Consider the following 22,440-nt stretch of genomic DNA (forward strand, 5'->3'; position numbering starts at 1 on the left):
CCGCTGGTCCTGTCCGTTATGCACCGGCCCGATGGCCTTGCGCCTTGCCGGCCTCAATCTCCGTTTGGGGTATGGCGTGCGCGGCGATCGCCTGTTCGCTGAGACTTGCACGGCCCAGTTCGGCGGCGACCGTGCCGTCGCGCATGACCAGCACGCGGTCGGCGAGCCGGATCACCTCGGGGAGTTCGGACGACACGACGATTACCGAATGGCCTTCGGCGGCGAGTTCCTCGATCAGGTGGTAGATCTCCGCCTTGGCGCCGACATCGATGCCGCGCGTCGGCTCGTCGAATAGAAGGATCCGCGTTCCCGCCGCCAGCCAGCGGCCGATGATCGCTTTCTGCTGGTTGCCGCCGCTGAACAGGCGGATCGGCCGGTCGAGCAGGAACGGCCTGAGATTGACCCGCTTCATCTTCTCGGCTGCGACCCGTTTCAGCCTTTTGTGATCGATGACGCCGCGCGGCGCGAACACGCCCATCGAGGCCAGCGCCATGTTGCTGGAGATCGACCGCAGCGGCACGATGCCTTCGCGCTTGCGCTCCTCCGGCACCAGGCCGATGCCGGCCGCGATGGCGTCGCGCGGACTGGAAAGCTTTACCGCCTTGCCGTCGATCTCTATTGCGCCTGATGAGGCCCGGTCGGCGCCGGCCAGGAGCCGCAGCAGTTCGGTGCGGCCCGAGCCGACCAGGCCGGCAACGCCCAGCACCTCGCCGCGATGCAGGTCGAACGAAACGTCACGGACCTTGGTTGCCGAGGCGAGGCCACGCAAGCTCAGCCTGACCTCGGGGGAAGCATGCGAGCGGTGTTGTTCCTGGGCAAGCTCGCGGCCGACCATCATCGAAACGACGGCCTTTTCCGACACCTGCGCGAGATCGACGGTTTCGACCACAACGCCGTCGCGCATGACAGTGGCGCGCTCGCAGATGCCGAACACCTCGTCCAGCTTGTGCGAGACATAAACGACGGCGACACCGTCGCGTGCCAGACCGGCAATGACTTCCGCCAGCCGTTCGAACTCGCTCGGCGTGAGGCTCGACGTCGGCTCGTCCATCGCCACGATCCTGGCGCGGTCGAGCAGCGCCCGGGCGATCTCGACGATCTGCCGCTGCGCCACCTTCAGCGAGCCAAGCGGGGCTGCCGGATCGATGGTCGGGTCGATGGCGGCCAGGGCTTCCGCAGCGCGGCTTTCCTGCTCGCCCCGTGCGACGAAGACGCCGCCGCGCGTCAACGGATGGCCGAGAAACATGTTCTGGGCGACGCTGAGGCGTGGCACCTGCTGTAACTCCTGATGGATCATCGCCACGCCGGCGGCGCGCGCCGCGACCGGGTTGTTCAGCGTCACCGGTTTGCCGTCAATAAGCACGCTTCCCGCCGTCGGCCGGTAGACGCCTGACAGGATGCGCAGCAGCGTCGACTTGCCGGCGCCGTTTTCACCGAGCAGCCCATGGATTTCGCCGGCGCCGACCGAAAAGGACACATCGCTCAGCGCCCGCACGGCCGGAAACACCTTGGAAATGCCCTCGAATTGCAGCCGGGAGATGACTGACATTGCTTCGGTTCTCCAGGCAAGGTGCCGACCCAAGGCCGGCACCTGCCGGCCCTGCTCTACTGGCCCGCTGCCGCGTCCTCGAGCAGCGCCTTGCGCACGGCGTCGCCGGCGCCAGAGTAGCGGTCGGCATTGTCCTTGGTGATCAGCGCCTGCGGCGTGGCGACGACGCGCGGCAGCTTCTGCCCGGCCACCAGTCGCAGCGCCGATTCCAGCGCCACCTCGCCGGTCAGCACCGGGAACGAATCGACGGTGCCGGTCAGCTCGCCGGCGCGGATCGAGGCATAGGCGTCGGAGATGCCGTCGGTGCCGAACACGGCGACCTTGTCCTGCAGCCCGGCAGCCTTGACCGCCTCGACGATGCCCAGCGCCATGCCGTCATTGTTGGCATAGAAGCCGATCAGGTCGGGGTGCTGCTGCAGGATGTTGGTGGCAGCGTCGTAGGAGGTCTGGCGATCCCAGTTGCCGGGGACGCTGGCGACGACCTCGAACTTGCCGGCCTCGGTGACCGTGGTCTTGAAACCGTCGGTACGCTGGACGGCGGCGTAGACGCCGGCCTGGCCTTCGACGATGGCGACCTTGCCGCCGTCCGGCCGATTCTTGATGAACCATTTGGCGACGCGCACGCCGTTGTCGCGCTGGACATTGCCGACATAGTGCTCGGCCTGCGGGATGACCGCGTCGTTGACGTTGACCACCGGCACATTGGCGGCCTTGGCCTGTTCCATGATCGGCTGCAGGTTGGAGTCGGTCTGCGGCGAAACGAGCAGCACGTTGTAGCCTTGCGTGACCAGGCCTTCGGCGATGGTGAGCTGGCCGAGCTGGTCGCCCTCGCTCTGCGCCGCCTGGTAGACCACGGGCACGCCGGTGCGGTCGCCGAACGATTTGTAGCCCTCTCCCAGCGAACGCCAGTATTCGTTGGTCAGCGTCTTGGAGACCGCACCCGCCTTGGTGCCCTCGGGCAGCTTGGGGAAAGCCCCGAACTTGGCCTCGACCTGCGACCAGTCGATGCGATCCTTCTCGGTGTCGGAATTGAGCGGCGCGAGGTCCGCGGAAAACGACGAGCCTATAGACAGCGCCATCAGGGCAGCGGTGGCGGTGGCAAGCAGAAATTTCATGGTCTTTCCTCCCTGGTTGAAAACGGCGATGGCGCCGGAGCTTCAGCTGTCCGGCCCGAGCATGGCTTCCTGGATGATGGCCTGCGAGGCGACCGCGTCCTGACGGTCGACGGCAGTGGACAGGCGATTGTCCTTTTCCAGCCGATCGACGACGCGCAGCATGCGCTTGACAGTCGCGATGTTGACTTCGCATTCGTGGACCGGGTCGAGCCCGGTCATGTCGGGGAACGTGTCGAAGTAGATGGCGCCGGCATAGCCGTCTCGACGGATCTGCCTGAGCAGCTCGATCGTCTGCAGCGTATGCACGGCCCCGACCATCAAGCCGTCGTCGCGCTTGGCGTAGCCGTCGTTGAGATGCACGCCGAGCAGCTTGCTGTGTCGCGCCACCAGCGCAGCGGCGAAAGCCGGCTGCTCGTCGGCGTAGAGCACATGGGCGAAATCGAGCGTCACGCCGAGATTGGGCAGGCCGATCTCGCGGATCGCCAGCAACGTCGTCGCCGCATCGGGCATCAGGCTGTAAGAGCGCGGCTCGTTGGGTTTGTATTCAAGGCTGATCTGGCAATCGGGGTCATGCGCCGCAACTTCACGAATTCCATCGATTTCGTGTTGCCAGAGCGTCGCATAATCGGCCTGGAAAGCATAATCGAAGCCATCCTGCCCGAGCCACAGCGTCATCAGGCCGGCGCCCGCCTCGCGGATGGCGTCGATGCCGGCCTTGGTCAGGTCGATGGCTTCGCGGCGAACGGAAGGATCTGGATTGGTGAAGGCACCGAGCTTGAAAGCCGGATTGGAGTAGTAGCGCATGGCGAAACCATTGATGGAAAGCCCGATGTCGCTGAGTTTGCGCGCCATTTCCGTAGGTTTTTCGCCGACATGGTCGGGGAAGTTGAGGTCGAGATCGGTCAACTCCGCAACCTTCGCCGCACGTGCCGCCATCTGCAGCATGGACGGTTTGCCGACAAGATCGGGCCACTCGGACTGTGGCCGCGAGGCAAAGGAATTGAGGCGGGTGGCGAAACGACAGGCAGTCATCGGGGACCTTTCATTGTCATAACTTTACATAATAACGATTATTTGTAAAGTTGTTAATTGCTCGCTCGGCGACGACGAGTTCGCCATACCCAGGCCAGTTGCAACCACGGGGGACAAGCAAGCGCGGCACTGTCACGCAAGTATCATGTTCGCGTCCTAGATCGCTTCTCCGAAGGCTTTCGCGGCATCCTTGATGCGACGCGGCGCTTTTTCGGGCCCCGGCAGCTTTGTCACAAAGAGGATTTCCATGAAAAACCTGCACCGAACCGCGTCCCTCGCCGTCGCGCTGGCGATGTTCACCGCCTTGACCCCGGCCTTGGCTGAAAACGCCGCAACCGTCGGCGGCGTCAGCTTCGTCAACAAGGGCATGGTCGGTGTCGGCCGCATCCCGGCCAGCCAGAAGGACAAGTTCGGCGAGACGTTTGGCTCCGGCTCAGGCATGTCGATCGACGCTGCCGGCTGGACGCATGGCGCCGATGGCTACAAGGGCTCGTTATGGCTGTTGCCGGACCGCGGCTACAATGTCGTCGGTACCACCGATTACCGCCCGCGCCTCAACACGATCGCCCTCGAGTTCGCCCCGATCGCGCCGGGTGCAGTGCCGGCCACCGGCCAGGAACAATCGGGCCTCAAGGCGACGCTTGCCGACACCATGCTTTTGACCGACGACAAGGGCGCCGACGCAACCGGCCTCGATCCGCTCAACGGCGTGCGTGCCGCGACCGACGACATGCCGATCCTGCCCGAAGCCAACGGCAAGCTCGCGCTCGATAACGAAGCGATCGCACGGCTGCCCGACGGCACGATGTTCATCTCGGACGAATACGGTCCGAACATCTACCGCTTCTCCGCCGATGGGCGTCTGATGTCGGCAACGCAGCCGCCGGCGGCGCTTGTCCCGATGCGTCACGGGACGCCAAACTTTGCTTCCAACAATCCGGGACTTGGCGCGGCAGACCCAGATCCGAAGGATCCCGAAACCGGCCGTCAGAACAACCAGGGCCTCGAAGGCATGGCGCTGACGCCGGACGGGAAGTTCCTGATTGCCGTGCTGCAGTCGGCCCCAAGGCAGGATGGCGGCGATTCCGCCTCGACGCGTCAGAACACGCGCGCGCTGGTCTACGATGCCTCGGATCCCGGCCAGCTCAAGCTCGCGCATGAATATGTCGTGCCGCTGCCGGTGTTCACCGATGCCAAGGGCAAAACCAAGATCGCCGCGCAGAGCGAAATCGTGGCGCTGTCGGACAAGACCTTCCTGATGCTGGCGCGCGACAGCGGCAATGGCCAGGGGCTGAAGGGCGACACCTCGCTCCACCGCGAGATCAGCGTCGTCGATGTGTCTGCGGCAACCGATGTCGCCGGCACAGAATTCGACAAGGACAAGCCGCTGGCGCCCAAGGGTGAGCTCGATCCATCGGTGACGCCGGCCAAGCTGACGCCGTTCATCGACATCAACGACAAGAGCGAGCTCGGCCGCTTCGGGCTGCACAATGGTGCGCCCAACGACCGCAACAACCTTTCGGAGAAGTGGGAGGCGATGTCGGTGGTGAGCGTCCTCGATCCAACACTGCCCGACGACTATTTCCTGTTCGTCGCCAATGACAATGACTTCCTCACGCAGGACGGCTTCCAGGTAGGCGCGGCCTACAAGGCCGAGGATGGCGCCGATGTCGACACCATGTTCCTGGTCTATCAGGTCACGCTCCCAGGCCTCGCCAAGAAGTAGCGGCACCCATACAGGCGGACGCGCGGAACGCGTCCGCCTGAGCTGGCGCGATTGAGCGGTCGTGCCCTTCAGTTGCGGCTCGCCCGCGCAAGGACGGTGTCCTGGTGCGTTGCAAAACCTGCGACTGACGATCCAGTCGAAGGCACTTACCTCAACATCTCCGCGTCCTTTGGCACGCCGGCATCGATCGGCTCGGCCGTCCTGTTCGACACGGCGGCGATCTTCCCGGCGGCCGACAGGTTCGGGCGCACGAAGACCGGCGCGACGCCGTCGACGCGGCTGTAGAGGTCGATAATGTCCTGATTCATGAAGCGCACACAGCCGGACGAAGCGTTCTTCCCAATGGAATCCCACTCCGGTGTGCCGTGCAGCCGATACATCGTGTCCTTGCCGTCGCGGAAGAGATACAGCGCGCGGGCGCCAAGCGGGCTCTGCGGGCCGGGCGGCATGCCGTCCTTGTATTTCGCCAGTTCCGGCCGGCGTTGGATCATTTCCGGCGGCGGCGTCCAGACCGGCCACTTCTTCCTAGCCTGAACCACGGCGCTGCCGGTCCATCCGAAACCGGCCTTGCCGAGGCTGACGCCATAGCGAATTGCCTTGCCGCCGCCGCTCACCAGATAGAGGAAGTGCTCGGAGATATCGACGACGATCGTGCCTGGTTTTTCTCCGGTCGGATCGGACACGATTTGGCGAACGAATTTCGGATCGATCTTGGCTACCGGGATTGCCGGCAGTTGATAGCCCTCATCGACGCGCGCGGCATACATGCTTGCGGCATCGCCGAAAGCCGGATCGCTTGGCGCCGCGGTCACTGGCGGCGCTGCCACGTCCGTCGTGGTGCACGCCGAAAGAGCCACGGAGGCCGCGCCCAGAGCGGATGCACCAAGAAACGCGCGCCGGTTCAGGCGCTCAAAAAACAACGGAATATCGGACATGAGCCCCCCGGCTTGCCCTGAGATCCAGGAAATGCGGTCCCACGCGTCCGTGATCAATATCCGATTCCGGAAGCTTTGAGAACATGCTTAGATCAAGGCACGCCAGGCGGAATTTGCAGCGCCGCATCGACCCGTTCCGTTAAATCGGCAATCATTGCGGACCGGACTCAAGACAAGCCTTCGCCGAGTTGCCTGCCATGGATGACAACATGCCCGCGCGCCGGCGGACCGGCGACCTCACCAGTGGGCCTATCCCGCGCACCCTTCTACTGTTTGCCCTGCCGGTGCTCGGCTCCAATGTGCTGCAGTCGCTCAACGGCTCGATAAATGCCGTGTGGGTCGGCCGTTTCCTCGGTGAAGCGGCGCTGACCGCCACGTCCAATGCCAACCTTGTGCTGTTTCTCATCCTCGGCACCGTCTTCGGCATCGGCATGGCGGCGACCATCCTGGTCGCGCAATCCGTCGGCGCCCGCGATCTGCCCGAAGCCCGGCGCATCGTCGGCACCAGCGCCACCTTCTTCTTCCTCGTCTCGGTGGTGTTCGCGGTCTGCGGCTGGATCTGGGTCGATGCGATCCTCGATGCGCTCGGCACGCCGGCCGATGCGTTGCCGCTGGCGCGCTCCTATCTGCGCATCATCTTCCTCGCCGTGCCGATGATGAACCTGCTGTCCTTCGTCATGACGGTGCTGCGCGGCGCCGGCGATTCGCGCACGCCTTTCCTGTTCATGGCGCTGGCCGTCGTGCTCGACGTCGTTTTGAACCCGTTGCTCATCCTCGGCATCGGCCCGTTCCCCGAACTCGGCATCGCCGGCTCGGCCACCTCGACGCTGATCGGCCAGACGGTAAGCGTGGTTGCCATCCTGATCGTGCTTTATGCGCGCAAGCACCCGCTGCGGCTGGCCGGCGCTAATCTCGCTCTGCTGCGGCCGGACCCGGCGCTGCTGCGCATTGTCGTCTTCAAGGGCGTGCCGATGGGCCTGCAGATGATCGTCGTTTCGGCTGCGGCGCTGACGGTGATGGGCATGGTCAACTCGTACGGCTCGCAGGTTGCAGCTGCCTACGGCATAGCCGCACAGCTCTGGACCTATATCCAAATGCCGGCGCTCGCCATCGGCGCCGCGGTGTCGTCCATGGCGGCGCAAAATGTCGGCGCCAGGCGCTGGGACCGGATTGGACGCATCGCCACCTCCGGCGTCGGCTTCAACCTTGTGCTCACCGGCATGCTCGTCGCGCTGCTGTTCGTATTCGATCGCGCGGTGCTCAGCCTCTTCCTTGGCAGCGACAGTGCAGCAATCGAGATCGCCACTCACATCAACAAGATCGCATCGTGGTCCTTCATCCTGTTCGGCATCACCATCGTGCTCTTCGCCACCGTGCGTGCCACCGGCGCGGTGATGCCGCCGCTGATCATCCTGGTGATCTCGGTGCTGCTGGTGCGCACCAGCTTCGCCTATTTCTTCCGAAGCGTGATCGGCGAGGAAGCTCTGTGGTGGAGCTTTCCGGCTGGCTCTATAACCTCGCTCGTGCTGGCCGCGGCCTATTATCGCTTCGGCCGCTGGCGCAGCCTGCACATGATCGAGAGCCGGCCGGCTGCCGGCGAACCGCCGGATACCGGCCTCGGCGTACCGCGCCAGCGCGCGCATCTTTCGCCCGAGACACCGAACGGCTGAAAGGTCGGCTCAGCGCGCGTATTTCGCGCCAAACCCGAGAGCGACCAGGGAAAAGACGACAATCATGCCGGCAAAGGCCAGGCTTGCCACGGTCGCACCTGCCACCGTCGACAGAACGCCGATGCCGATGACCGGCAGCGCGTTGCCGCAAAAACAGCAGATGAAGAAGGCCGAGACGACTTCGGCGCGCCGGTCCGCCGGCGCGATCTCGTTCACCACTTGCAAGCCGCCGCGATAGCCGAGCGCTGCCGCCACGCCGCACAAGGCGGTCCCGGCAATCATTATGGCCATCGAGGCGAAGACCTGCGCCGCAACAATCAGCGCGACGGTTGGGATCATCAGCGCGAGCGCCGCGAACATCGCGGCTCGGCTCGAAAGACGTGCTGTCGCTACAATGGTGGCGGCCGTCACGATTGCCAATTCAAAGAACAGAGCGCCGGCTTCGGCATGGTTGGTTACCTGCAGTTGCTGCGCCAAAATGCTCGGTGCGAGTGCTGCATAAAAGCCGACCAGCGCCATTGCGCCAAAGCCGGTCACCGCCGGCGCAACGAAACTTGCGCGGATGTCCTCGGGCACGGAAAGCCGCGGTCGCATCGAAACGTCAGCCAGTTTCCCTGGCCGCGAAACGGTTTCCCGCGTGCGCCAGACCAGCAGGGTTACAGTCGCGAGCATCGCCAGGTAGACGACGAATGTCAGCCTGAGCGGCCAGGGCGCGTATTCGGCGAGCAACCCGGCCCCCAGCGCACCGAGGCCGAGGCCGAGAAATTGGTGCTGGTGGCAATCGTCGCCGCCTGTGACTTGTCATCGGTCGGGAGCAATTCGGCGAGCCAGGCGGTGCCGGTGCCCGCGCCGACGCCGATTCCCAGTCCGCTCAGAATTCGGGCGATGTCGAGCCAGGCGACATTTTCGGCGAACAGGAAAACCACCGCGCTGACGACGGCCACCGCTATCCCGGCCAATGCCATTGGACGGCGCCCGATGACATCGGACACACGCCCCAACATCAGCAGCGCCGCCAGATTGCCGATGACATAGACGGCGTAGACCAGCGTCAAAGTGATCTGCGAGAAGCCGAAGAGCTGCTTGTAGATGATGTAAAGCGGCGTCAGCGCCGTGCTGCCGGCGAAAAGAGCCGCAATCATGGCGGCCACGGCGGCCGCTGCAGCGCGGCCGCCGAGTTCGTAATCGCGCGTCATGACTTGAGCGTGAGCGGTCATTTTTCGACCTTTGATAGCGTGATATTCGGGACCTGACACTCTAACGCCGTTTTCGCGTCAGCCGTTCCCCTCCCCCTTCTTGCTCCTGACAACTTGGCTTGCTCCTGACAACTTGGGCAGCTTTTGCCGATAGCGCCGAGTGATATCCTCTTCTAACGTCAGAGGATTGTCAGGGGAGATTCATGGGCAAGGGACGAGTCGAGGCATTCACCGATGGCGTGGTCGCCATCATCATCACCATCATGGTGCTGGAATTGAAGGTGCCGCATGGCGAGGATTTTTCCGCGCTGGCACCACTCTGGCCGATCTTCCTCAGCTATGTGCTGTCCTTCATCAATGTCGGCATCTACTGGAACAATTTGCACAACATGTTCCATACCGTGCAGCGGGTCGACGGCCGCGTGCTGTGGGCGAACCTCAACCTGCTGTTCTGGCTATCGCTGATGCCGGCGACGACAGCCTTCATGGGTGAGAACCATTTCGCGCCGGTGCCGGTTGCCGTCTATGGCGTCGACCTGGCGCTCTGCGCCATCGGCTTCAACATCCTCACCATGGCCCTGCATCGACTGCACGGCAACGAGACTCTCTTCGCCAGGGCGTTGGGCAATGACCTCAAGGGAAAGATCTCGCTGGTCCTCTATCTTTCCGCCATCGCGCTGACCTTCGTCAATCACTGGATCGGTGTCTCGATCTATGTCCTGGTGGCGATGATCTGGTTCGTGCCGGACAGGCGCTTCGAGCGGCTGATCGAGAAATAGGCCCCGTCTAGCCTCGCATTGCTTTCAGCTTTTCCGCTACCGAAGCGGCAAGGTCGGCGTAGCGCTCCTCCAGCCGCTCGGCCGCCTTGATCACTGAAAAATCATGGCCGAATTTTTCCAGCGCCATGCGCAGCTTTTCGACGAATTCGGCCTGTTTTTCGAGCGCCGAAAACAGCGTCATAACTTGCGCTTCGCTGATGTCGGGATTGGCGAGCATTTGTGGCACCTCGCGGCTCATCTGGTCGCCGGTGGCGGTCTGTTCTTTCAGGATCTCGATCCAGTCGGTCAATCGTCAGGTCTCCTTTTTCGATATCAGCATGCGCAGCGCCCGCCGATGCGGTCAACCCGAAGATGCCGGTACCGGCTTGCGCGAGCCTCTTTCCGCGCTAAGTTCGCCGCGGCCAGAACAGGAGAAAATCATGACCACCGACGCCGAGATCCAGACCGCCCTGCCCGCACTTGCCTCCGGCAATGTCGCCGTCATCACCGGCGCGGCCAGCGGCATCGGCCTTGCCGCGGCCAAACGGCTGGCGGCGATGGGCATGAACATCGTGTTGGTCGATATTGGCGGCGCACGCCTCGATGAGGCCCGACGCGCCGTCGCCGCCATCGCCGGCGACAGCGCCGTACTTGCCGTCGCCACCGATGTCTCGAAGGCCGACGAACTCGACCGGCTGGCCGAAAGGACATTCGGCGCCTTCGGCGACGTATCGCTGCTGATGAACAATGCCGGCGTCGGCAACAATCCCGGCAAGCCGTGGGAGAACCGCGACGCCTGGAAACGGCTGCTGGATATCAATTTCTGGGGCGTCGTCCATGGCGTCGAGGCCTTTGCGCCGCGCATGCTGGCGGCGGGAAAGCCGGGCCTGATCGTCAACACCGGCTCCAAGCAAGGCATCACCACGCCGCCCGGCAACCTCGCCTACAACGTTTCCAAGGCGGGCGTGAAGACCTATACCGAAGGCCTGGCGCACGCGCTGCGCAACGAGCCGGGCGCCAGTGTCGCGGCGCATCTGCTTATCCCCGGGTTCACTTTTACCGGCCTGACCGAAGGTGCGACCGAAAAGCCGGCCGGCGCCTGGACCGGCGAGCAGGTCATCGACTTCATGCTGGCCTCGCTACTGCGTGGCGATTTCTACATCCTGTGTCCCGATAACGAGGCGACCCGGTCCATGGACGAAAAGCGCATGGGCTGGGCGATTGGCGACCTCATCGAGAACCGCCCTGCCCTGTCGCGCTGGCACCCGGACTACAAAGATGCTTTCGCGGCATTCATGACACGCACCGCATGATCCCGAACCGAAGATCACCGTAGCAAAGAATCGGATCCGATCTTCGCAGGTATGCGCCGGACCTTTATATCACGCCGCCGCGTGCTTCTTCGTGTTCCGCTTCTTCGCCATGGCTTTCTCGGCTGCCAACTCGGCAAGCTTCTGATCATGCCGCTTCGCTGCCTGTTCGCATTTCTTGCGGATCTCTTCGACCTCGGTCTCAGTCAGGTGTTCGATACCGATGAAGGTGTTCTGGGCTGTGCTGACCCGGATCAATTCGTCGAGCTTCGCCTGGATCGCAGCGCCATCGCGGTTCTGGGTGTTCTGGATGAGAAACACCATCAGGAAGGTGACGACCGTCGTGCCGGTGTTGATGACGAGCTGCCAGGTGTCCGAAAAGCCGAACATCGGCCCGCTTGCCGCCCAGACGACGATGATCAGGAAACAGACGGCAAACGTCGGCGGCAGGCCGGCAAAATGGGCGACGTTGTTGGCGATCCTGGTGAAAAGCTTCTCAATCATTCAAACTCCCTCAACAGCCGGGCGACGAACCCGGACGGAAGCCGAGTTCATTGTGTCTGCAGAAACAGTTGGCAGCCGCTCCTGGTTCCCTCGCGGCGGAAGGTCGCGGGTACATTGTTGGAGGAGCAGATCGCGCAGGCCGTCGGACCGCTTGCAGATAGCCCGAACTCAGGCGGCGTCGTTTTCCCAGCGGTCGAGGAAAGCCTCGATGGGCAAGGCCTGCATGTCGGGGACTGCCCTGGCCAGTTTCTCGAGCGGCCAGTCCCACCAGGCAAGCCGTTCGATCCGGGCCGCAGTTTCCGCGCTGAAGCGCTGCCGCACTGGCCTGGCCGGAACGCCGGCGACGATTGCATAGGCCGGCACGTGGCGCGTCACCACCGCGTTGGCACCGACGATCGCGCCGTTGCCGATCACTACGCCAGGCATGATCACGGCGCCATGGCCGATCCAGACATCATGGCCGATGCTGACGGCTTTCGCCCGCCGCCGGTCGCGGAACGCCTGATCGACACCCAGCCAGCGGAAATACTCGTTGGGCCGATAGCTGATCTTGTGCTGCGTCAGCCGCTCGACCGGATGCTCCAGCGCATTGATGCGGCTGTTGGCGGCGATCGAGCAGAATTTGCCGATCGTCGTATAGATCGCCTCGGCGTGGCGCTCGAAGTAGGAAAAGTCGCCGACCGTCACCTCGCGCAGGATGACCCGCTCGCCGATCGACGCGTAGCGTCCAAGCTTGCACGCCTTCAGCTCCGCCGTCGGATGGATGCGCGGCTCGGGATCTTTCAGGACAAGGTGTTCGGGACGGTCCATGCGCGCGCTTTACGCCCGCGCGCATAGTCTCGCAAGCCGAGTGCAGCGCCGCGCATCCGTTTGGACGCGCCAAGGACCCTGTAGCACCTTCAGTCTCTATTTCGGCTTGCCGCTGGTCCACACCACGTTCTGGCCGTAGAGCGGCACGGTGGTGACCGACATTTTTGCCGAGCCATCCTGCACCTGGCGTGAATGCGACAGGTAGATCAGGGTCTCGTTGGCCTTGTCGTAGATGCGGTTCACCACCTGCTTTTTCCAGATCAGGCTGATGCCTTGCTTGAACACCTCCTCGCCGGCCTCGCTCATGTCGATGTCGCCAATGGTGATCGGCCCGGTCTGGCGGCAGGAGATCGAGGAATCGGACGGGTCCTCGAACCAGTTGCCTTTCTGCAGGCGGTCGATCACGCCACGGTCGAAATAGGAGACGTGGCAGGTCACGCCCTCGACCTTCGGATCCTTGATCGCCTCGACGATGATATCGTTGCCGAGCCAATCGACGCCGACCTTGCCGACTTCCTCGGCGGCGGCCGCGCCGGCGCCAATGACAAGGCATGCGGCTAACGCGCCGCCAATCAGTTTTCGCAAAGAGGCCTCCTGCGGTTCGAATTTTGCCGACCTCAGGTGGGACGAACGGCAGCGCTTTGCAAGCAGATCGCCTCCCACAGGATTGCCGGTTGCGGCAACGCGACATCTTTGCGTCGGCACGACCGAACCGCTAAGAGTGTTCGCCAAGCCAGGGCCTTCACGGCGCCAACCCGGCGCCCGATGGAATAACGACGGACTTTCACTGATGATGCGTTCAATTCTGGTCGGTATTCTCGTCCTGATGGCCGCCGGAATCGGCTGGCTCACCTTCGACTGGTACCGCGGACATTATGGCGGCGAGCCGTTCGGAGCACCGTTCACGCTGGTCGACCAGAAGGGCGCGCCGGTCACCGAAGCCGCGTTTCGCGGCCACCCCAGCGTCGTCTTCTTCGGCTTCACGCACTGTCCGGAAGTCTGCCCGACCACGCTTTTCGAGTTGGCCGGCTGGCTGAAGACGATGGGCGACGACGGCAAGAACCTGCGTGCCTATTTCGTTACGGTCGACCCGGAGCGCGATACGCCCGAAATCATGAACACCTATGTCAGCAATTTCTCCGATCGCATCCTCGGCATATCAGGCGATCCCGACAAGGTCCACGCCATGGCCAAGTCCTTCGGCATCTACTGGAAGAAAGTCGACACGAGCGACGGCGACTACACGATGGACCACACTGCTTCGGTGCTGCTGCTCAACGCCAAGGGCGATTTCGCCGGCACCATTGCTTATGGCGAAAGCCCGGATGCCGCCATCGCCAAGCTCAAACGGCTGGCGGCGGAAGGTTGACATATCCGGTAATGACGCAGACGCGTTTGTATTTCACCGCGGGCAAGATCGAGGCTGATCGCATCTTCGCGGCGCTCGGTGCGGCATTCGACGATGAGGGCCTGCCGATTGCGGTGCTCGAGGTCGACGAGGACCGCGACATCCACGAAGTATCGCTCTATGCCGACGACGACGTCGATGCGGTCGAGGCGCGGCTTAGGGACATCCTTGCCGGACTGTCGCTGTCGAAACCGATAGCGCGCGAAGCGCTGCCCGACATCGACTGGGTGGCGCGCTCGCTGGAGGGATTGAAGCCGGTGCGGGCCGGGCGCTTCTTCGTCCATGGCGCGCATGACCGCAGGAAGCGCCACAGCGGCGAGCTCGCCATCGAGATCGAGGCCGGCCTTGCCTTCGGTACCGGCCATCACGGCACCACCGCCGGCTGCCTCGAAATGCTGGAGCAGGTCATACAGCGCGAGCATCCGCGCAACGCGCTCGACCTTGGCACCGGCAGCGCGGTGCTCGCCATCGCAGCGGCCAGGCTCGCGCATATACCGGTGCTGGCGACCGACATCGACCCGGTCGCCGTCAAGGTGGCCGCCGCCAATGCGCGGCTGAACCAGGTCAAGGGGCTCATTGAAACGGTGGCGGCGCCCGGTTTTCATCATCCGATCTTTGCCGCGCGTGCGCCCTTCGACCTGATCGTCGCCAACATATTGGCGCGGCCGCTGATGCGTCTGGCGCCGCAAATGGCCGGACATATCGCGCTCGGTGGCTCGATCGTTTTGTCGGGCATCCTCGAGCGCCAGCGCGATGCGGTAATCGCGGCCTATGTCGGCCAGAAATTCCGGCACGTCCGCACCTTGCACCGCGGGGGCTGGGTGACGATTCACCTCAAGCGCTGAGGCGCAGCGCCTTCAACGCAAGCCGGAATCAACTCGGACCTAGCGCGAGTTCGCCGCTTTCTTCAGCTGTTCGCGATCGTAGCCGTGAGCTTTCAGCGTTTCGTCGTCAAAGCCAAGCAGAACGCCGCTCACATACCGGCTCGCTTCGCGCTGGCGAGCTTCGATCAGCGCTTTCACAGCGTTTCTGAAAAATCCGCGTCTACGTGAAATCGTGGACATGACGGTCTCCTTTGCAGGGCAATAGGACTCTTTCCTCCACGTGAAGAAGGTAAGCCTTGCTGACGCTTTTTGAAATCGCCGATTCTGCATGGCCTCCATGCGCAAAGAGACACGCAGCAACCGGGAATGATCGTTCCGAAAATCGATTCCGATTTTCGAGGTCATGCGCTACGGTCGCGCCAGCATTCGAGGAGAGCCGACATGTTCCAGACCTTCGATTCCGCCGGCGATCCGGCCGTTGGCAAGCCGCGCGTGGCAATGCTGCGCCAATGGTTGGCGGCGAACGGGCTGGATGGCTTCATTGTGCCCCGTGCCGACGAGCACCAGGGCGAATATGTCGCCGATCGCTCGGCACGGCTGAAATGGCTGACCGGCTTCAGCGGCTCGGCCGGAGTCGCCATTGTGCTTGGCGAGCGCGCCGTCATGTTTGTCGACGGGCGCTACACGCTGCAGGTGCGCCAGGAGGTCGATCTCGACATCTTTTCGATCGAGAGCCTTGTCGACAACCCGCCGGCCAACTGGATCAAGGACAATCTCGGCAAGGGCGTGCGACTTGGTTTCGATCCGTGGCTCCATACGATCAGTGACGTCAAGGCGCTGAAGGCCTCGGCCGAGAAATCAGGCGCGATACTGGTGCCGCTCGAAGAGAATCCAATCGACGCCATCTGGCAGGACCAGCCCGGGCCGCCACTGGGGCCGGTCGAGATCCACCCGATCGGCTTTGCCGGCGAACTGGCCAAGGACAAGCTGGTGCGGCTGGCGGCGGCCACCGAGAAGGACGGCGCCACCCATGCCGTATTGACCGACCCCTCCTCCATTGCCTGGGCGTTCGATATCCGTGGCGGCGACGTACCGCACACACCGCTGGCGCTCGGCTTTGCCGTGCTCGCCGCCGACGGCTCGCATCTGCTTTTCATGGACCAGCGCAAGTTTTCGCGCACCGTCGCGGCCTACCTGACGCAGCTCGCCGAATTGCACGAACCAGGTGAATTCGAAACGGCAATCGTCACCCGGGCCAAGGGCGGCGCAAAAATCGCGCTGGACCCGGTTCTCGCGGCGGACAAGCTCAGAATGCTGGTCGAGGATAATGGCGGCACCGTCATTGCCACGGCCGATCCGGCCCGCATTCCACGCGCAACAAAGAACAAAGCTGAGATCGCCGGCGCACGCGCCGCACATCGCCGCGACGGCGCCGCGGTCGCCAAGCTGCTGTGCTGGCTCGACCGCCAGAAGCCCGGCACGCTCGACGAAATCGCCGTTGTCACCAGGCTTGAGGAGACGCGCCGTCAGACCGGCGAAGAAACGCAGATGCCGCTGCGCGACGTATCGTTCGATACCATCTCCGGCGCTGGTCCTAACGGCGCTATCATGCACTACCGCGTCTCCCGCGCCACCAATCGCAAGCTGGGGGATGGCGAGCTGTTCCTGCTCGATTCCGGCGGGCAGTACCAGGACGGCACCACCGACATTACCCGCACGGTTCCGATTGGCGCGCCAACCGAGGAGATGCGCGAGCGCTTCACGCTGGTGCTGAAAGGCATGATCGGCATCTCCATGCTGCGCTTCCCCCAGGGCACGCGCGGCTCCGAAATCGATGCAGTGGCGCGCCTGGCGCTATGGAGACACGGCTGCGATTTCGCCCATGGCACCGGGCACGGTGTCGGCTCCTATCTTGCCGTGCATGAGGGCCCGCAGCGTATCGCCAAGACCGGTACCGAAAAGCTGCTGGCCGGCATGATCGTCTCCAACGAGCCCGGCTATTACAAGGAAGGTTCCTACGGCATCCGCATCGAGAACTTGATTCTGGTGACACCGGCCGAGGCAATCGAGGGCGGCGACATCGCCATGCACGGCTTCGAGACACTGACGCTGGCGCCGATCGACAAGCGGCTGGTCCGATCGGACCTTTTAACCCGCGACGAGTTGCATTGGCTTGACGAATACCATGCGCGCGTACTGGCCGAGATCGGACCGATGCTCGACGGCGAAACGCTGGCCTGGCTGGAAAAGGCAACCGCGCCGCTGCCGCACGACTTCAAGCAATAGCCGCGGCGGCAACGCCGGTTGACAGGCATTGCTCCGCAAGCAGTCCCTGCAAAGCGGTGACGTTGGGAGAACCGGCTCCCTTGCGCCAGAACAACACCGTGACGGCGTTGTCTTCGTCAGAGGGCAGTTCGTGCAGCTTTAGCCAGCGGCTTTCCGGGAAACCCGAAAGCACGCTTTTCGGCATCAGCGCTATGCCCATGCCAGCCACCACGCAACCAAGGATGGCATGGTATGAACCAAGCTCGATGGTTTTCTCGGCCATGAACCCTCGGCGCGCATACCATTGTTCCAGCCGCTTGCGGTGCGGACAGCCGTGCTCGAAGGCTATCATGGTTTTGGGCATGTCCAGGTGGTCTTCGACCGAAACGCGCGATGCCGCCGAGACAATGACCAGCTGCTCGTGAAACGCGGGCAGCTTTTCGAATGGGGCGTCGGCGATCGGCTCGGCGGCGAACGCTGCATCGAGCTCACCGGCAAGCATGGCGGTCGCGAGAACCTGCGGATTGCCGGTGCGCAACTGGATTTCCACTTCGGGATGCCGTGCATGGTATTCGGCGAGCAGACTTGGAAGCCGTGCCGCAGCGGTGCTCTCCATGGCACCTAGGCGAAGAGTGCCGCGCGGGCGTGGATCGAGCATCGCCGTTCGCGCCTCCTCCGCAAGCGCCAGCAGCCGATCCGCATAGCCGACCAATCTGTGACCGGCCGGCGATACGTGCAGGCGCTTGCCCTCCCGGATAAACAGCTGCACGCCGAGATCCTCCTCGAGCTGCCGGATGCGTGTGGTCACGTTCGACTGCACGCGAAACAGTTTTTCCGCCGCCCTGGTGATTCCACCCTCGCGCACCACCGTGCGGAAGATGCGCAGATCGGCCAAATCCATACATCTCTCCTGGAGAACATAACGATCTTAATTATTCATTTTAACTGATTATGCCTTTCCCGTAAATCGCCGGTGTAGCTGCCGATCAACACGGCAAACCAGGGGAGATGGAAATGTCGCGTAAGCCCTTCGGCATCCAGCCGACCGATCTAAGCGCATTGACGCCGAAGCAGCGCGAAGCCCTCTATAGTGACGCCGTGCGTCGCGCCCACCAGGAGAGATCGGAGGCGATCCGGCTGAGCCTGTCGCGGGTCGGCGCGGCAATAGTCGCTGCGGTAAAACGCATGTGTGCTCTCGCCGCCAAGGCAAAAGTCGATCAGCCGACGAGCTGCCGCGCGAGGATCAGCACGGCAGCACCCGCCAGGAACATCGCCATCAGGCCGCCGCGCAGTGAGACCAAGCCGGCAACGATCAAGGCTGCCCATTCCGCCGGCCCGGCGCTGAGCGCCGCCGGCGCCACCAGCGTGGTCAGCACCGCCGCCGGCACGGCGCTGAGCCCGGCTTCGACGCGCGGGTGGATTTGATCGAAACGCGAGATCACCAGATGACCGCCGATGCGGGTCAGATAGGTCGCGATCGAAGCGGCGATGATGATCCACAAGGTCGTGCTCATCGCCGTACCTCCACGCCGCTGTGGCGGGGCGGCAGGATGACGGCGAGCAGCACGCCGGCCAGCGCACCTATGGAGACATGCCAGGGCGAGCCGACCGTTTTGTATGCAATGATGGAGGCGGCAGCGCTGGCGATGACCACCGGCAGCCACAGCGGCCGCTTGCGGAAGCTCATGACCAGGCCGAGAAAATAGATCGGCAGCAGGAAATCGATGCCCAACGCATGGGTGTCGGGAATAAGCTTGCCGAACATCGCGCCGAGCGCGCTTTCGATGGTCCAGAACACATAGACCGGCAGCCCAAGCCCCATATACCAGGTGAACCCGACGGTCTCGCCGGCCTCCGCCTTGCGCTCGGCCACCGCGAACTGCGGATCGGTAAGCACGAAGTAGCCTATCGCCTGCTGGATCAGCGGCCAATGCGCGATGCGCCGGCCGATGCCAGCCGAATAGAGCACATGGCGAAAATTCACCGCGAAGATCGACAGCACGATCAGCCACGGCGCGACATGCTGGCCGAACAGCTCGATGCCGACCATCTGGCTGGCGCCGCCGAACACCGTTGCGCTCATCAGGAACGCTTCGAGCACGGAAAACCCGTTGTCAACTGCGAGCGCACCGAACAGCAATGCAAACGGCGCCGACGCCACCACGACGGGCATGCTGAGCCGCACGCCGTCCCAGAAATCGCTTTTCGCTCCGTTTTCGGAGATTGCTTCCGCCGACATCGATCGCTCCTTGGGAACGGCCGTATGTAGAGAGAGCGGCCCGGCTTGTCACACCAATTTGCTTGAGGCAAACGATCAGCGGAAATGATGGCTGAAGCGTCGCGGCAAGCTCGCTTCCGAGCCTAGCGCGGCGAAGCCTTGCCATCGATCGCCCTGCCCCAGTCGAGCAGCGGTTTTGCCCGCATGACGAAGTCGACGAGTTCGTCGACCAATCCAGCTCCGTAGATATCCGCCGGCTCGATTGCGTGCCGGACGGCAAAATGCCGGTTGCGGATCGCGGCAGCGAGATCGGGCTCGGCGATATGCTCGAAGCCGCGCGGCGTGCGCTTCATGCAGCCGTCCGGGTCGATCTCGAGGCCGTTCTTCTTCAGCGCCGCGACGAGGCTGCGGAATTCAGCGGGCCGCTTCGCGATCGCGTTGCGTAGCGCCAGCAATAGCTCCGGTCCGGGCTGCCACCAGGCAATGGCGGCAAAGCATCGCTCGAGCCCGATATGGACGTAAAAAACGCCCTGTTCCATCTTGGTGCCGTCGGGCGAAAGGATCGCCGACAAATGCCGGTTATAAGGCCGTTTGTCCTTGGCGAAACGCACATCGCGATTAATCCGGAACAGCGACTTCTTGCGGTCGCCGCGCAGGCCGAGCCCCAATGCCATGAAGCGCTCGGAGAGCGTCTCGACCAGATCGCCGAAGGGACCGCGCAGGTCGCGTTCGAAAAGGTCGCGGTTTTCCAAAAACCACTCCCGGCTCTGATGAAAATCCAGCGCCTTGAGGAAGGGAATGGCCTTTTGCCCAAAACCGTTGAACGCAGCCGCCATCACCCGCCCTTGCCGATCCGCTGCAGCCAGGTGTCCTCGTCGATCACCTCGATGCCGAATTTGGTCGCATCCTTCAGCTTGGAACCGGCGCCTGGCCCTGCCACCAGAAGATCGGTCTTCGCGGAAACCGAGCCGGCGACCTTCGCGCCGAGGCGTTCGGCCATCGCCTTGGCCTCCGGGCGCGTCATCTTTTCCAGCGTGCCTGTAAACACGATTGTCTTGCCGGCGACCGCACTATCGGCTGAGACGTTCACAATGTACGGCTTCGGATGGACCTGTGTGAGCAGCGCTTCAAGCACGGCGTCGTTGCGTTCATTGCCGAAGAAATCGCGAAGCGCGCCTATCACCGTATCGCCGATGCCGTTGATCGAAGGAAAAACGCTGTGTGGATCGGCTGCCGCTGCCGTCTCCTTGCCGATGCGGATCAACTCCTCGATCGTCGAGAAGGTTCGGGCAAGCACAGCGGCCGTCGTTTCGCCGATATGGCGGATGCCCAGCGCGAAGATGAAGCGATCAAGTTCCGGTTCGCGGCGGGCGTCGATGGCAGCGAAGAGCTTGTCGAGGCCGTCATAGTTGCGTTCCTCGACGCTGCGTACATTCTTGCGCGTTTTGCCCGATGCGGCCTCGCGCTGCCTGGCCTGCTCCTCCCGTCGCTCCGCCAGCGCCTTGGTGACGGCGGGACGGCGGTCCCGGAGAGTGAAGATATCGGCGGCTGTCTTGACCAACCCGGCATTGAAGAACAGGTCTATGTTTTCAGCGCCCAGGCCTTCGATATCCATGGCGCCGCGCGACACAAAGTGGCGCAATCCTTCGACGGCCTGCGCAGGACAGATCAGTTCGCCGGTGCAACGTCGGCGGGAATCTTCCTTGCCGGTCTTCTCGTTGATCTCGCGCGTTGCCGGCGAGCCGCAGATCGGACATTTGTGCGGGAATTCGTAGGGCACGGCATCAGTCGGCCGCTTGTCGGCGACGACGCTGACGATCTGCGGAATGACGTCCCCTGCCCGCTGGATGACCACCGTGTCGCCGATACGCACGTCATAGCCGTCGCGGATCGGCTGGCCGTTGCTGTCCAGACCCTTGATGTAGTCTTCGTTGTGAAGCGTGACGTTTTCGACCACGACGCCGCCGACCGTGACGGGCGCAAGCCGGGCAACGGGCGCCAGCGTACCGGTACGGCCGACCTGAATGTCGATCCTGAGCACGGTCGTCATCGCCTGTTCGGCCGGAAATTTGTGGGCAATGGCCCAGCGTGGTTCGCCGGTGACAAAGCCCCATCTGCGCTGCAATTCCAGCTGGTCGACCTTGTAGACGACGCCGTCGATGTCGTAGCCGAGCGATGAGCGCTGGGTCTCGATTAGGTGATAGTGCGCGACCAGTTCCTCGACCGATTTTGCTCGGACCATCAGCGGACTGACCTTGAACCCCCACTCCGCGAACTTCTGCACCGAATCGTACTGGGTCGGAGCCGGATCCTTCGTCGTATAGCCCCAGGCATAGGCAAAGAATTTGAGGTTGCGGCTGGCGGTAACGGACGGGTCCTTCTGACGGAGCGACCCGGCCGCCGTGTTACGCGGATTGACGTAATCCTGGCCGCCTATCGCCGCCGAACGTTGCTTCAGCGCCTCAAATTCCGCGTAGGTCATATAGACCTCACCGCGTATTTCGATGACCTCGGGCCAGTCCGATCCCTTCAAGGTCTTGGGAATATCGGCGATGGTCTTGAGATTGGCGGTGATGTCCTCGCCGACGACGCCGTCGCCGCGCGTTGCTCCCTGCACGAACACACCGCCTTCATACCGCAGGGAAGCCGATAGCCCGTCGATCTTCGGCTCCGCCGTGAAGGCGATGTTCAGATCCTTGTCGCGGTCAAAGAATCGCCGGCCCCGTTCGATGAAGTCCGCGACGTCCTGGTCGGTATAGGCCTTGGCTAGGCTGAGCATCGGCACCGCGTGGCGCACCTTGGCAAAGCCTTCCGCCGGCGGCGCGCCGACCCTGCGTGAGGGCGAATCCTCACGCACCAAAGCGGGGAAGCGCTGTTCGATGGCGAGGTTGCGCCGCGTCAGCGCGTCATATTCCGCATCCGTGATTATCGGCGCGTCCTCGCCATGGTAGCGCCGGTCGTGCTCGGCGATCTCCTGCGCCAACCGCTTCAACTCGCTTGCCGCCTCGCTTTCGCTGAGCGAATCGACTGGTTTTTCGTCCATGCACTGCTCCCTCCACGGTGGCGCGACACAATAGAGCAGGATTCTCTCACGAGGGAGAGACCAGGCACGGAAAATCA

21 protein-coding genes and 1 pseudogene are annotated in these 22,440 nt (G+C 63.3%); 7 read left to right on the top strand and 15 right to left on the bottom strand.

Annotated elements, in window-relative coordinates; translation table 11 throughout:
• Window positions 1-16: 16 nt before the first annotated feature.
• The 3 genes from NKJ32_RS13270 to NKJ32_RS13280 are packed head-to-tail and all read right to left on the bottom strand — an operon-like array spanning window position 17 to window position 3,696.
• Window positions 17-1,549, bottom strand: a complete 1,533-nt coding sequence (locus tag NKJ32_RS13270; RefSeq protein ID WP_352570465.1) for a sugar ABC transporter ATP-binding protein — start codon at window positions 1,547-1,549, stop codon at window positions 17-19.
• A gap of 56 nt (window positions 1,550-1,605) precedes the next feature.
• Complete coding sequence (locus NKJ32_RS13275; protein ID WP_352570466.1) at window positions 1,606-2,664, bottom strand: sugar ABC transporter substrate-binding protein; 1,059 nt, start codon at window positions 2,662-2,664, stop codon at window positions 1,606-1,608.
• A 42-nt stretch (window positions 2,665-2,706) separates the two neighbouring features.
• Window positions 2,707-3,696 carry a TIM barrel protein gene (locus NKJ32_RS13280; RefSeq protein ID WP_352570467.1) on the bottom strand — a complete coding sequence of 330 codons (990 nt, stop codon included), beginning with the start codon at window positions 3,694-3,696 and terminating at the stop codon, window positions 2,707-2,709.
• Window positions 3,697-3,943: 247 nt separating this feature from the next.
• Between NKJ32_RS13280 and NKJ32_RS13285 the strand changes: the two genes are divergently transcribed.
• A complete protein-coding gene (locus NKJ32_RS13285; RefSeq protein ID WP_352827783.1) occupies window positions 3,944-5,422 on the top strand; it encodes an esterase-like activity of phytase family protein in 1,479 nt (492 codons plus the stop codon).
• A gap of 146 nt (window positions 5,423-5,568) precedes the next feature.
• Here NKJ32_RS13285 and NKJ32_RS13290 read toward each other — a convergent pair whose 3' ends face one another.
• Window positions 5,569-6,357, bottom strand: coding sequence for a L,D-transpeptidase (locus tag NKJ32_RS13290; RefSeq protein WP_352570469.1), 789 nt, complete (start codon window positions 6,355-6,357; stop codon window positions 5,569-5,571).
• Window positions 6,358-6,554: 197 nt separating this feature from the next.
• On the opposite strand from NKJ32_RS13290, the gene NKJ32_RS13295 reads away from it, so the two are divergent.
• The gene (locus NKJ32_RS13295) at window positions 6,555-8,027 is read left to right on the top strand and encodes an MATE family efflux transporter (protein WP_352570470.1); all 1,473 of its coding nucleotides are present in this window, start codon (window positions 6,555-6,557) and stop codon (window positions 8,025-8,027) included.
• 9 nt (window positions 8,028-8,036) lie between these two features.
• Here NKJ32_RS13295 and NKJ32_RS13300 read toward each other — a convergent pair.
• Window positions 8,037-9,244, bottom strand: a pseudogene (locus NKJ32_RS13300) (MFS transporter).
• A gap of 182 nt (window positions 9,245-9,426) precedes the next feature.
• On the opposite strand from NKJ32_RS13300, the gene NKJ32_RS13305 reads away from it, so the two are divergent.
• Window positions 9,427-10,002 carry a TMEM175 family protein gene (locus NKJ32_RS13305; RefSeq protein ID WP_023676740.1) on the top strand — a complete coding sequence of 192 codons (576 nt, stop codon included), beginning with the start codon at window positions 9,427-9,429 and terminating at the stop codon, window positions 10,000-10,002.
• 7 nt (window positions 10,003-10,009) lie between these two features.
• On the opposite strand, the gene NKJ32_RS13310 is transcribed toward NKJ32_RS13305, so the two are convergent.
• Window positions 10,010-10,291 (bottom strand): hypothetical protein, encoded by a 282-nt coding sequence (locus tag NKJ32_RS13310; RefSeq protein WP_023676741.1) that lies wholly within the window; start codon window positions 10,289-10,291, stop codon window positions 10,010-10,012.
• 130 nt (window positions 10,292-10,421) lie between these two features.
• On the opposite strand from NKJ32_RS13310, the gene NKJ32_RS13315 reads away from it, so the two are divergent.
• Window positions 10,422-11,294 (top strand): SDR family NAD(P)-dependent oxidoreductase, encoded by an 873-nt coding sequence (locus tag NKJ32_RS13315; protein ID WP_023676742.1) that lies wholly within the window; start codon window positions 10,422-10,424, stop codon window positions 11,292-11,294.
• Window positions 11,295-11,363: 69 nt separating this feature from the next.
• On the opposite strand, the gene NKJ32_RS13320 is transcribed toward NKJ32_RS13315, so the two are convergent.
• The 3 genes from NKJ32_RS13320 to NKJ32_RS13330 form a co-directional block, all read right to left on the bottom strand.
• Window positions 11,364-11,795, bottom strand: a complete 432-nt coding sequence (locus NKJ32_RS13320; RefSeq protein ID WP_031211766.1) for a low affinity iron permease family protein — start codon at window positions 11,793-11,795, stop codon at window positions 11,364-11,366.
• A 168-nt stretch (window positions 11,796-11,963) separates the two neighbouring features.
• The gene (locus tag NKJ32_RS13325; protein ID WP_352570472.1) at window positions 11,964-12,605 is read right to left on the bottom strand and encodes a DapH/DapD/GlmU-related protein; all 642 of its coding nucleotides are present in this window, start codon (window positions 12,603-12,605) and stop codon (window positions 11,964-11,966) included.
• Window positions 12,606-12,701: 96 nt separating this feature from the next.
• Window positions 12,702-13,190 carry a CreA family protein gene (locus tag NKJ32_RS13330; RefSeq protein ID WP_023676745.1) on the bottom strand — a complete coding sequence of 163 codons (489 nt, stop codon included), beginning with the start codon at window positions 13,188-13,190 and terminating at the stop codon, window positions 12,702-12,704.
• Window positions 13,191-13,395: 205 nt separating this feature from the next.
• Between NKJ32_RS13330 and NKJ32_RS13335 the strand changes: the two genes are divergently transcribed.
• On the top strand, window positions 13,396-13,974 hold the full coding sequence (locus NKJ32_RS13335; RefSeq protein WP_352570473.1) for an SCO family protein: 579 nt from the start codon (window positions 13,396-13,398) through the stop codon (window positions 13,972-13,974).
• 11 nt (window positions 13,975-13,985) lie between these two features.
• Window positions 13,986-14,858: a 50S ribosomal protein L11 methyltransferase gene (locus NKJ32_RS13340; protein ID WP_352570474.1), complete on the top strand. Its 873-nt coding sequence runs from the start codon at window positions 13,986-13,988 to the stop codon at window positions 14,856-14,858.
• A 39-nt stretch (window positions 14,859-14,897) separates the two neighbouring features.
• Here NKJ32_RS13340 and NKJ32_RS13345 read toward each other — a convergent pair whose 3' ends face one another.
• Window positions 14,898-15,242, bottom strand: coding sequence for a hypothetical protein (locus tag NKJ32_RS13345; protein ID WP_352570475.1), 345 nt, complete (start codon window positions 15,240-15,242; stop codon window positions 14,898-14,900).
• Between the two features lie 36 nt (window positions 15,243-15,278).
• Here NKJ32_RS13345 and NKJ32_RS13350 point away from each other — a divergent pair, with 36 nt between their 5' ends.
• Complete coding sequence (locus NKJ32_RS13350) at window positions 15,279-17,123, top strand: aminopeptidase P family protein (RefSeq protein WP_352570476.1); 1,845 nt, start codon at window positions 15,279-15,281, stop codon at window positions 17,121-17,123.
• On the opposite strand, the gene NKJ32_RS13355 is transcribed toward NKJ32_RS13350, so the two are convergent.
• The 5 genes from NKJ32_RS13355 to ligA all read right to left on the bottom strand — a co-directional run bounded on the left by NKJ32_RS13355 (window position 17,113) and on the right by ligA (window position 22,363).
• Window positions 17,113-18,003: a LysR family transcriptional regulator gene (locus NKJ32_RS13355; protein WP_023676750.1), complete on the bottom strand. Its 891-nt coding sequence runs from the start codon at window positions 18,001-18,003 to the stop codon at window positions 17,113-17,115. The genes NKJ32_RS13350 and NKJ32_RS13355 overlap by 11 nt on opposite strands.
• Window positions 18,004-18,319: 316 nt before the next feature.
• On the bottom strand, window positions 18,320-18,616 hold the full coding sequence (locus tag NKJ32_RS13360; protein WP_023676751.1) for an AzlD family protein: 297 nt from the start codon (window positions 18,614-18,616) through the stop codon (window positions 18,320-18,322).
• A complete protein-coding gene (locus NKJ32_RS13365) occupies window positions 18,613-19,341 on the bottom strand; it encodes an AzlC family ABC transporter permease (RefSeq protein ID WP_023676752.1) in 729 nt (242 codons plus the stop codon). Before NKJ32_RS13365 ends, NKJ32_RS13360 begins: the two co-directional genes overlap by 4 nt.
• Before the next feature lie 122 nt (window positions 19,342-19,463).
• On the bottom strand, window positions 19,464-20,156 hold the full coding sequence (locus NKJ32_RS13370) for a DUF2461 domain-containing protein (protein ID WP_352570477.1): 693 nt from the start codon (window positions 20,154-20,156) through the stop codon (window positions 19,464-19,466).
• Window positions 20,156-22,363 carry an NAD-dependent DNA ligase LigA gene (gene ligA, locus NKJ32_RS13375; protein ID WP_352570478.1) on the bottom strand — a complete coding sequence of 736 codons (2,208 nt, stop codon included), beginning with the start codon at window positions 22,361-22,363 and terminating at the stop codon, window positions 20,156-20,158. Before ligA ends, NKJ32_RS13370 begins: the two co-directional genes overlap by 1 nt.
• Window positions 22,364-22,440 lie beyond the last annotated feature (77 nt).

This window comes from Mesorhizobium sp. M0159 (assembly GCF_040322295.1).
Classification (GTDB): domain Bacteria; phylum Pseudomonadota; class Alphaproteobacteria; order Rhizobiales; family Rhizobiaceae; genus Mesorhizobium.

Coding starts and splice junctions, on each gene's coding strand:
- NKJ32_RS13295 (WP_352570470.1), top strand. CDS start 6,555: ATGGATGACAACATGCCCGCGCGCCGGCGGACCGGCGACCTCACCAGT.
- NKJ32_RS13290 (WP_352570469.1), bottom strand. CDS start 6,357: ATGTCCGATATTCCGTTGTTTTTTGAGCGCCTGAACCGGCGCGCGTTT.
- NKJ32_RS13305 (WP_023676740.1), top strand. CDS start 9,427: ATGGGCAAGGGACGAGTCGAGGCATTCACCGATGGCGTGGTCGCCATC.
- NKJ32_RS13345 (WP_352570475.1), bottom strand. CDS start 15,242: ATGACCTCGAAAATCGGAATCGATTTTCGGAACGATCATTCCCGGTTG.
- NKJ32_RS13275 (WP_352570466.1), bottom strand. CDS start 2,664: ATGAAATTTCTGCTTGCCACCGCCACCGCTGCCCTGATGGCGCTGTCT.
- NKJ32_RS13355 (WP_023676750.1), bottom strand. CDS start 18,003: ATGGATTTGGCCGATCTGCGCATCTTCCGCACGGTGGTGCGCGAGGGT.
- NKJ32_RS13280 (WP_352570467.1), bottom strand. CDS start 3,696: ATGACTGCCTGTCGTTTCGCCACCCGCCTCAATTCCTTTGCCTCGCGG.
- NKJ32_RS13350 (WP_352570476.1), top strand. CDS start 15,279: ATGTTCCAGACCTTCGATTCCGCCGGCGATCCGGCCGTTGGCAAGCCG.
- NKJ32_RS13335 (WP_352570473.1), top strand. CDS start 13,396: ATGATGCGTTCAATTCTGGTCGGTATTCTCGTCCTGATGGCCGCCGGA.
- NKJ32_RS13370 (WP_352570477.1), bottom strand. CDS start 20,156: ATGGCGGCTGCGTTCAACGGTTTTGGGCAAAAGGCCATTCCCTTCCTC.
- ligA (WP_352570478.1), bottom strand. CDS start 22,363: ATGGACGAAAAACCAGTCGATTCGCTCAGCGAAAGCGAGGCGGCAAGC.
- NKJ32_RS13325 (WP_352570472.1), bottom strand. CDS start 12,605: ATGGACCGTCCCGAACACCTTGTCCTGAAAGATCCCGAGCCGCGCATC.
- NKJ32_RS13285 (WP_352827783.1), top strand. CDS start 3,944: ATGAAAAACCTGCACCGAACCGCGTCCCTCGCCGTCGCGCTGGCGATG.
- NKJ32_RS13365 (WP_023676752.1), bottom strand. CDS start 19,341: ATGTCGGCGGAAGCAATCTCCGAAAACGGAGCGAAAAGCGATTTCTGG.
- NKJ32_RS13360 (WP_023676751.1), bottom strand. CDS start 18,616: ATGAGCACGACCTTGTGGATCATCATCGCCGCTTCGATCGCGACCTAT.
- NKJ32_RS13340 (WP_352570474.1), top strand. CDS start 13,986: ATGACGCAGACGCGTTTGTATTTCACCGCGGGCAAGATCGAGGCTGAT.
- NKJ32_RS13270 (WP_352570465.1), bottom strand. CDS start 1,549: ATGTCAGTCATCTCCCGGCTGCAATTCGAGGGCATTTCCAAGGTGTTT.
- NKJ32_RS13315 (WP_023676742.1), top strand. CDS start 10,422: ATGACCACCGACGCCGAGATCCAGACCGCCCTGCCCGCACTTGCCTCC.
- NKJ32_RS13320 (WP_031211766.1), bottom strand. CDS start 11,795: ATGATTGAGAAGCTTTTCACCAGGATCGCCAACAACGTCGCCCATTTT.